The 210-nt window shown below is 62.9% G+C and carries 1 protein-coding gene; it reads right to left on the bottom strand.

Annotation, left to right across the window (positions count from 1 at the left end):
• Positions 1-210 (bottom strand): hypothetical protein (locus tag BQ17_RS21915; RefSeq protein ID WP_176722426.1); only part of this gene is annotated, 210 nt, incomplete at both ends.

The raw sequence follows: 210 nt of genomic DNA, 5'->3' as shown, positions 1-210 counted from the left end.
TCGAGCTTGGTCGCTACAGCCGTGTCGATATCGGCGTTTCCTGTCGCACCGATAGCGCCGCCCGCGGTCAGGCTGATCGCGCCGCCCACGAGGTTCTCATTGCCCGCGCCTTCAACTGTAGTGTCGTAGTCATTGATCGCACCGCCTGCGGTGAGGGTGATGTCCTTCCGGTCAGCAGCCGTACCGGCGATGATTTGACCCACGGCGAGA

Origin of the sequence: Candidatus Thiosymbion oneisti (assembly GCF_900092655.1) — a bacterium.
GTDB classification, from domain to species: domain Bacteria; phylum Pseudomonadota; class Gammaproteobacteria; order Chromatiales; family Chromatiaceae; genus Thiosymbion; species Thiosymbion oneisti.
The sequence above is the reverse complement of the archived record's forward strand: the minus strand, read 5'-3'. Positions and strand labels throughout refer to the sequence as shown.